Here is a 9,002-nt window from a genome sequence, read left to right on the forward strand (position 1 = left end):
TGGCCAAATCCAGGCCGATTGTGGTAACTTGCATTGGGTGGCTCCTCTCATAAGCAGTTCATGACAACTGCACTATGGCGCATTGCGACGCCGGTTGAAGCAGGAGCCATCCACCCCATCCCGCAATGCAGTCACTATTCAACACGAAGCTGTTTAGTCGACCCTAAGCGTCTATCACGCGATCACTGGACCATTAGTTGATTGCTCGAATTGCTGGATTTCGAACACGTACTTCGATCCCGCCGCTAGGAAAAGGAGCAAATTGTGAACGCTTCCCTTTCTGCGCATAGTCACGTCCATACCCACTGAAATTCGGCCCAATGCTCCAAAGCAGGGGAGCACTAGGAACTTGCCGTGAAGGGTCGCATTGTAGTTTATACCTTGCGGCACAATCCGGTGGAACAACCGTCTGAGTATTCATTCGTTCCAAGATTGGGCGGCCATTGCAATATGCTTGCATGTAGCCATCATCTTGAGTTGACCACTTAATACGGAGCGAGAAACTATTCCATTTTCCAAACTCAGAGGGCGTCACACAAACTCTTCGTTCAAAGGTTACACCGCGTACGGATTCCAAAAGCATCTCATAAACATGGTTCTTGATACCTTCTGAACGTTTCCACTCCGCAAACAAAAGGCGGCTATGGGCGGGGTAATTTCGGTCGCCATCATAGCTGAAATCAGCAGGTATCCAAAAATCGAAACTATATTCGACCTCTCGGCCAACAGGTATTTGACCCACCGCTTGAATTTGCGACCTTATACGACCACCATTGCAATCGCTTTCACCGCGCCCATCTCCATAAGTCTGTGCTCCACAATCTTGTGGACCGGGGGTGAATGTATAGACGCCGTCGGAGAAATGTGGTTCCGCGCCATTCCATTTCACTGATTTGAAATTGGTACTGCCCGTTCTTCCGCTTTGCGGCGCATCGCTCATACAAGCAGCCAAGATGAATAAAGCAAAAAAATATCCGACAACCTTTAACACCGATCCCTCCCCCAATAACTTCAAATACACCAATATGTAGACAACATTTTTCTTTCGGTGTCACGTTCCTCGCCGTAGGAAAAACGACCGGACAAAGGACTGTCCTCTCGATGAGCGCTCGGTTGTTTTGAATTTGGTCTTCTTAATCACCTCTAGGACCGCTTTGTCCGCTTAACTGTCAACTTCTCATCAAGAATGCTGCAACATGCACGAATGTCAAAATGCGAAGATGCTCAAATCAAGTATGGGGTAACGGGAAAAGCAATCGCATGCCAAACCTCCTACTTCCCCCCAAGACGCCCACGCGCCCCTCCAGGGTCCATACTCGCTTTTGGCTAAGTTGTTTGACTGATGGGACTGATGGAGATGAATCGTTAAAGCCGCCAATTTGGCGGCTTTAATTAAGTTGGTGTGGTAATTCAGGTAATATTGGAGCCTGTGGCAATGACGGCAAATCCGATAACGGCGATCGCCGCAAAAACCGTGGAAACTTTTAGGCGATCAACGTGATTGCCTTTGCGGTTCATTTGGTCCTGATAGTCTTTCGCCAGATCGTCGATGTTGAGTTTGTGAAGAAGTGGGTTTTGATCATACATTGCTTTGTTCCTTTAGCATTTTGATTTGTTGATAAGGTAAAGCTATATTTCGACCGTCATCCCACCGGAGCAGGCATCGTCAAAAGAGCGTTATAAATGAAGCTAACGAACGACAAACAGCGATTGCCGAAGGTAAGATTGAGCATGCTTGGACCGGTGTCCATCGCCGGTGAAAATGGTCAGATCAAGGTTGGCGCTCGTAAATGTGTCGCGTTACTTGTCTATCTCGCACAACACATCGGAAACGATATTCCTCGTGAATCTGTCAGAGGATTGCTGTGGCCCGATAGTGGAGAAGATCAAGCCAAAGGCAGCCTGAGGCAGTCGCTTACAATGATCCGTAAGTCACTCGGACCTGCGGCTGCGGCGTTGGAAACTGACAAGGTACACCTAAGACTGAAACGGGGTGAGATTGAAACGGACGTCAGAGAATTCTATGCACTGCTAAAATCGGATGACACCAACTCCCTTGAACGGCTGACAGAGATATACCGAGGTGATTTTCTTGATGGGTTTGGATCTTTAACACCAGAGTTTGATCGTTGGATTGACGGTGAACGCAGTGCGATCCATGCGGCGTATTCGGCGTGTATGGTAAAACTCTGCCAGCGATACAGCGAAGATCTTAAGTATGATGATGTTATTAAAACAGCACATGCTTTGCTGACGAATGATCCTTTGAGGGAAGATGTCCACCGCATCTTAATTAGAGCTTACCAAAAACAAAATCGTTTGGACGCCGCGCTGGGCCAGTTCGCGAAACTACAGGGCGTATTATCATCCGAGCTCGGTGTTGAGCCAGATTCTGAGACCATTGCGTTAATTTCAGAGGTCCGAAATGCGCGTTTAAGGAGATCATCACAAACACCGAGATCTGGGATTTCTTCAAAGCAGCGACCATTGGAAACCTTACTCCAAAGCACCAAATCAGACGGAAAGGCTCGGGTGTTTGTTTCGCCATTCAAGGGGGCAAATGAAGAAGCACGGGAAATAGCTGAGGCCATTGCGGAAGATATATCCACGGCGTTTGCGCGACAAAGTGGCATTATACTGGTTTCTGAGATGAACGACGCGGACTTTTCTGTAAGTGGATCGCTACGGGGCTTTGGCGAGAAGTGGCGCTTAAGTGCAAGTCTCTCCGACCTTCGTGATGGAAACGTGGCCTGGTCTGACAGATTTGATGAAGTCAACGAAGACGCATTTGAAATTCAAGATAGCTTTGTCACCAAGGTCGTGGGTGCAGTGCGCATAAGGCTGCCGAGTATTATGTCAGAAAAACTTGCCACCCAGTCTTTGGATGACATGAGCGTGTGTGAGCTTCTGAATTTCGCGATGCGATTGCACTTCGTTCCACAAATTCAAAGCTGGAAAAATGCACGCGCAGCTTTGCGGAATATATTGGAAGTGGAGCCAGAGAATTGGATGGCGATGACCATGCTGAGCTTCAATCTGATGACAATTCCCAGAATCTTTGAATGGCAAGGTGTAAGTCACACAGAGGGAGAAGAAGCACATTCTCTGATCAGCAGGGCGTTGGAGTTAAAGTCCGGAAGCGAAGTTGTTCATCTCGTCAACGGAAACTATCTATTGTACGTGAAAAAAGATCTTCACGCAGCTGATTCAGAAGCACGAGCATCACTGGATCTGAACCCTGACTATTACCACGCAATCGACTTGATGGGGCAGGTGCAATTGTTTCAAGGGAAGGTTGAGGAATCTTCCAGATTTGCTTCTCGCGCTGCTGAATGTGATCCAGGCTATCCTTACCGGCATCTTTACACACGCGATCTGGGTCTTGTGCAGTGTGTTGAGGGGTTGCATGACGAGGCGTTCAAGAGCTTCTCTCTTGCAAATTCACTGGCGCCATCACTACCCCAAAATCTAATTGGCATGGCGATAGCGGCTAAACTTTGCAAAGATGAAAAAGTAACAGCAAACTCTTTGGATCAGTTGAATGCTTCATATCCATCATTTGAGTTTCGCGACTTTGATCCTTGGGTGTTTGCTGATCCGGCAATGACCAAGAAACTTATCAACAGTGTTGAGTCGTGAGGTGTCTCAGTTTCAAGCGTATGAATATAATCCCTCAGAATACTATCGCTTCAACTCCATTGCCCCACACTTTCCCCCTGACGCCTACGCGCCCCTCCAGGGTCCATACTCGCATTGAGCGAAGTGGCTCAGAATGCGTTTCTGAGCCACGATGCATCAACTTATCTCATGTAGCCAAAACTTGTGAATCTTGGGTCGGACGAAGGCGACGTATTTCTGGTTCGATGTGAGGCGCGTATCTCGCGCGGCGCATCGGCATAATTTTCCGGCAAGTTTCCCCATGCCGCGCCTTCAAGTTCCGAGTTATGTGGTTTTTTGCGAAATCGGATATTGTTAAGTTTAAACATCTGGCATCTCCATTTGCGTGAATGCCAGATTAGTGTGTGCAAAATCTGCGTTGTGATCTTCGGGAGATATCCCTAATTTCAAGCCCCTCTCTCCCCAAATTTCAGCCTTACATTCCCCATTTTCCTATATATTCTCTAGGTAAGCGTAATAGTCTCCCTATTACCGCCGAATGCCGAGAGGAATTGCCTAGGGATGGCGTATCGCCTGTTTGATCGCGAAGATTCGCTTCAGAGCCTGCGGGAGAGCTTTGACAGCGTGATGTCAGGCGAAGGCAAAACAGTTATCATCTCTGGCGAGGCAGGTGCAGGAAAGACAGCGTTGATATCTGAATTTGAACGCACAATCTTGGGTTCCGCCAAAATATTTCGCGGGGCCTGTGAAAACCTGTCCATCGCCGAGCCGCTTGGACCGCTTTGGGACATTGCCAGGCAATCGGGATGGCAAATTAGCGCTGAACTTTTGTCCGGCAGCTCACGTATGGCAATATTTTCGTCTGCTTTGGAAGTATTCGCGAACGAGGCAGATCCCTCAATCGTAATTGTCGAAGATGTCCACTGGGCGGATGATGCGACGACTGATTTTCTGCGATTTCTTGTCCGCCGGCTTCAAAGTTCCCGAATAATGTTGATTATAACCGGTCGTGTTGAAGGCGACTTGACCGAAGCACGTTTGCGAAGCATCTTGGACGGCTCAACAGCCAGCCAAGTGAAGCGTCTGGCATTGGAACCGCTGCGCCGCGAGACAATTCACCATCTGGCAGTCGCAGCTGGTAAAGACCCAAAAGCGATATTTGAAGCGTCAGGAGGCAACGCCTTCTATGCGACTGAACTCCTTCAGATCGATGGCAGGGGTGTTCCTACAAGCGTCCAGGATGCAGTTCTGAATAGAGTTAGCGGCCTTTCACCAGAAGCGCAGGAATTTGTGAAGCACGTCGCAGTCTTTCCAAACCATGCAGAGAAAAAAATGATTGCTTTGTTGCTCTCAGATGGCAAGCAATCTGGGGCTGCCGAAGCGGTTGCCAAAGGGTTAATCAATGAGAGTGAAACTCATTTTGCCTTCCGCCATGAATTAGCCCGGCAGTCTGTCGAAATGGATTTGACTCCGCAGAAACACAAAGATCTTCATGCATCATTGTTTTCTCTCCTGAAAGCTGAGCATGACATCACAAACGCGAGGTATCTCCACCATGCTCGATCTGCAGATAATGTAGAGGCCGTTCGCAAATACTCACCACTGGCGGCCGACGAAGCGCTGCAATTGAATTCATTTCGCGAGGCAGCAGAGCATTTTCAAGTCGCGATTGAACACGGAATCGCGGCGTCTCTGCCCGCAGAACTGTATCGGAACGCTGCTCAGGCGAACGCAATGTCTGGAAACTACGACAACGCAATCGAACTGCAGCAAACGGCGCTACAACTGTACAAGGCATCCGGGAACACGAAAAACGAAGGCGACAGTCATCGTCGATTGTCACGTTTTTTATGGTTCATCGGGGCGACAGTAGAGGCAGAAAATCATGCTAATAATGCGCTGCGAATTTTAGGCAACCAAAGTGGTTGGGAATTGGCAATGGCTCATTCTAATTTGGCTCAGCTTTCGGTCCTCAACTATGATCACACCACATCTGCGGAACATGCCACTCGCGCGATTGCTCTTGCAGATGAGCACGGGTTCCAAGAAGTAAAAGCACATGCGCTGAACAATCTGGGAATGGCGCAAATTTGGTCAGATTTTGAACAGGCAAAATCTAATCTCGACAAAAGTTTAGTGATATCTCAGAAAATCAATAATCCAGAGCATTCCGTCAGAGCGTTGACGAACCGTTGCTACGTTGAATTCGATCGACACCGATTTGAGAATGCCCGCGCGATTGCAATGGAGTGTTTCGATTATTGCACCAGGAATGAGCTGCCGGGGTATCGAAGTTATATTCGAGGAACATTGGTGTTGATTGATCTGATGACCGACCGATGGGACGACGCTTGGACTGAACTGAAAAGCGAAATTGACGAGCAGACCATCGGATCGAACAGTGCACATGAATATTTTCCTATGGCGCGTACGGTCGCGTTGATCGGCAGCCGAACAGGGCGACAAGGTGCAAAACAATCACTGCAATATGTCAAAGCATTCGTTGCCAAATCAAAGGAAATGCAGAGGTTGGTCGCTTTCGCCCAACTGATGGCGGAACGCGCGTGGCTGGGTTTGGAAGATATGGAATATGCGATCTCTTATTTGCATAAAGTCATTAATAGAGCGCAGGAACCCAACCATGTCGCGGGTGCAATGTGTTGGCTGAAACGGCTTTGCCCAGAACACGCGTTTTCGTCAAATGAAATTCAACAGATCGTGTTGCCCGAGTTTCGCGAAGAACTCTCTGGCAATCTGAATGCGGCGGCAAGTGCGTGGAATGAGCGCGGGGCAAAGTACGAACAGGCATTGGTTCTGGCCCAGGGTGATGGCGAAGACCGCAACAGATCATTACAAATATTGACAGTTTTGGATGCTGACCCAGTTGCTGAGCGCGTGCGTGACAAGATGCGGTCTGAGGGACATGAAATTACGGTTTCAAAACCTCGTGGTTCCACTCAGGCCAACCCGGTCGGTTTAACAAAACGGCAAATGGATGTGCTTCAACTTTTGAACCACGGCCTGACAAATGCAGAGATCGGTGAACGGTTGTTTGTATCGGCCAAAACCGTAGATCACCATGTGTCTGCGATTTTGGCAAAATTGGACGTGTCCAACAGAAGCGAAGCGACCGCAAAAGCAAGAAAGATGGGATTGCTTACAACCTGATCGAAGAACTCATTGGTCAATGTTGGCGATATGAACCTCGCCAAAGGCATAGGTGCACTTTCCCCCTTGACGCCTACTTCACCCTCCCATAAATCCACACTCGGTTTGGCGGAGTAGCTCAGGTGGTTAGAGCAGCGGAATCATAATCCATTGGAAACGCCATATTTTTTAGCAAAGATTGACTGCTTTCAGATCTAAAAAACCAACTCAAGTTCTATAGTTGGCATTGAGCAGATATGATTTCATTTCGCGTGCTGCATTCGTTTTGTCGCTTTAAACTACATCGCGAAAATCTGTTGCTTGATACGGTACAAGAAGCTCTTTTAACGGGGCAAGAATTCCCTGCTTTCGCAAAGGATCAGACCCCATATCCATAAGGAGTTCGTCATGGTAAGGGGCCATGTGTAACAGCAGTGTTGCCGAACGCGCAGGCCCTTCTGGCATCCAGGATTCCTTCCAATGTTTAAGGGCGGCGATTGAAGCGCTCATGTCGTCCTTTGTTGGAAGAGCAACATTCCCTGCAACTGCTTCGGCAAGCCAACGCGCTTGAAGTGCAAAAGTCGTTACACTCATGAACGATGACGCCCGACCGACAAATGCAAGATTTTCTACGTCAGGGTGCAACATATGTCTGTAAAGGTAAATTCCGTCTGGGCCGTGCCCGAGGGTCGTTCGTAGGCTTTCAGATAAGAAACCAAATCCGGTTTTCCATCCGGTTCCAAAAACAACGCAGTCAACTTGCAGTGCATCCCCATCGTCCAAGATGAGTTCGTGATCGGTAAAGCATTTCAGCCCACTGCGATGTGCATGAATTTGTCCATTCCGAATGTTATCGATAAATCCTGGGCGCGGAACCATTGTCACTTCTGAATAAGCATCAAACTCAATCGGGTGCTCTGGGACTAAATTCTTGCCATTGGCGATCTTGGTATCCAGCTTTTGCTGTATACGCAGTAACAATTCGACAATCCGCCAAAATACCCAGGGCAGCGGATAACCTATTGTGTGCAAGGCGCGAACGATTGGTGTTGGTCTTACATAAGGGGGGATCATTGCCGCAACCAGCCGTGTCAGCATTCCCCACTTAAATGGCAGCAGACCAAGCAGTTTCCTGGGAACGGGCCAATGTGCGGTGCGAAACACCAAGTCTACTTTGTCAGCAACACCGATCGCTGCGCCGGCAATGTCACATGCGCTTTTGCCATAACCAACGACAGCCACACGGCGGCCACGCAGCATTTCAATATCTTTCACCTGACTGTTGTGAAGTATTTCTCCGTTGAACTGATCCTGTCCCTCGATATCCGGCATCTGAGGGGTTTCGGAATAAAGGCCGGTTGCAATCACCACCAAGTCAGCCTCTACCGCCTCGACTTTGTCGCCTTTACTGATTTCGAGCTGCCATCCGTTTGCCAAGCGTTCAATTGAGGTCACGCATGTACCCAACTGCAAACTGTCCCGAATGCCAAAATGGTCACAATAGCCTTCGAGATAGTTCTGAAACTCGGGCCCCGGAGTGAAGTGGGGGATATGTTCAGGTATCGGGTAGTCGGGGAATTGATAGAGATCCTTTGGAATTTGCACGCCAAATCCATGATATCCGTCGGCCCATACGCCGCCCAGCTTTGGATTGCGGTCGTAGATGGTGCAGTTGATCCCTTTTTGCCGGAGAGCCTTTGCTGTCGCGAGCCCTGAGACGCCAGCTCCAATAATGACCGCACTTTTGATGCCCGTGGTGATCATGCTGCACCGCGCTTATTACCTGAAAGTCGCGACAGGCCCATACAAATCGCGCCTATCAACCAAAAGGCTAAAACATAGGCGCCAAAGAGCGTCCATAAACCCCAGGTCCAAATGCCCTGCCAGATGGTCTTCGATTTGCTAAGTCCCGGTTGGCCCCATCGCGTTGAAAACACACTCAACATGTGAAACAAACCAATGCATGCCCCAAGGACCGAACCTGCCAGCAGAAATGTATCCATGATCATTCCCCCCGCCCATTCTTAACACGATCAGCGAATGCATCCAATAATCCCTTTTGAAAAACCAAAGCCGAGGCTGGTCCGGCCCCGGCTTGAACTTGGCTTAGTAATCCGACTGAACTTATGCAGCCAGTAGATCACTTTCCAGCTTTTCAAACAACGCGACATCCTCCTCAGGATTCTCAAAGAGGTGACCGTAGACATCCATTGTCATCGTGATCGATGAATGGCCGA

The 9,002-nt window shown here is 48.9% G+C and carries 6 protein-coding genes; 2 read left to right on the forward strand and 4 right to left on the reverse strand.

Features of this window, described 5'->3' with window-relative positions:
- Nucleotides 1-193 precede the first annotated feature (193 nt).
- Both AC2D8P_RS16315 and AC2D8P_RS16320 read right to left on the reverse strand, forming a co-directional pair.
- Nucleotides 194-991: a heparin lyase I family protein gene (locus AC2D8P_RS16315; RefSeq protein ID WP_484703908.1), complete on the reverse strand. Its 798-nt coding sequence runs from the start codon at nt 989-991 to the stop codon at nt 194-196.
- A gap of 419 nt (nt 992-1,410) precedes the next feature.
- Nucleotides 1,411-1,587, reverse strand: coding sequence for a hypothetical protein (locus AC2D8P_RS16320; RefSeq protein WP_484703910.1), 177 nt, complete (start codon nt 1,585-1,587; stop codon nt 1,411-1,413).
- 96 nt (nt 1,588-1,683) lie between these two features.
- Between AC2D8P_RS16320 and AC2D8P_RS16325 the strand changes: the two genes are divergently transcribed.
- Entirely contained in the window at nt 1,684-3,639 is a 1,956-nt protein-coding gene (locus AC2D8P_RS16325) for a BTAD domain-containing putative transcriptional regulator (RefSeq protein ID WP_484703912.1), read from the forward strand.
- Between the two features lie 540 nt (nt 3,640-4,179).
- The gene (locus AC2D8P_RS16330) at nt 4,180-6,786 is read left to right on the forward strand and encodes an ATP-binding protein (RefSeq protein WP_484703914.1); all 2,607 of its coding nucleotides are present in this window, start codon (nt 4,180-4,182) and stop codon (nt 6,784-6,786) included.
- Between the two features lie 273 nt (nt 6,787-7,059).
- Here AC2D8P_RS16330 and AC2D8P_RS16335 read toward each other — a convergent pair whose 3' ends face one another.
- Both AC2D8P_RS16335 and AC2D8P_RS16340 read right to left on the reverse strand, forming a co-directional pair.
- Nucleotides 7,060-8,529 carry a flavin-containing monooxygenase gene (locus AC2D8P_RS16335; protein WP_484703916.1) on the reverse strand — a complete coding sequence of 490 codons (1,470 nt, stop codon included), beginning with the start codon at nt 8,527-8,529 and terminating at the stop codon, nt 7,060-7,062.
- On the reverse strand, nt 8,526-8,768 hold the full coding sequence (locus AC2D8P_RS16340; protein ID WP_484703918.1) for a hypothetical protein: 243 nt from the start codon (nt 8,766-8,768) through the stop codon (nt 8,526-8,528). The genes AC2D8P_RS16335 and AC2D8P_RS16340 overlap by 4 nt, the downstream gene beginning before the upstream one ends.
- Nucleotides 8,769-9,002: the final 234 nt, after the last annotated feature.

The sequence above is a fragment of the Roseovarius sp. YIN77 genome, assembly GCF_057219155.1.

Excerpts from the sequence above, each read along its gene's own strand:
- AC2D8P_RS16320 (WP_484703910.1), bottom strand. The coding sequence starts at position 1,587 with ATGTATGATCAAAACCCACTTCTTCACAAACTCAACATCGACGATCTG.
- AC2D8P_RS16325 (WP_484703912.1), top strand. The coding sequence starts at position 1,684 with ATGAAGCTAACGAACGACAAACAGCGATTGCCGAAGGTAAGATTGAGC.
- AC2D8P_RS16330 (WP_484703914.1), top strand. The coding sequence starts at position 4,180 with ATGGCGTATCGCCTGTTTGATCGCGAAGATTCGCTTCAGAGCCTGCGG.
- AC2D8P_RS16335 (WP_484703916.1), bottom strand. The coding sequence starts at position 8,529 with ATGATCACCACGGGCATCAAAAGTGCGGTCATTATTGGAGCTGGCGTC.
- AC2D8P_RS16340 (WP_484703918.1), bottom strand. The coding sequence starts at position 8,768 with ATGGATACATTTCTGCTGGCAGGTTCGGTCCTTGGGGCATGCATTGGT.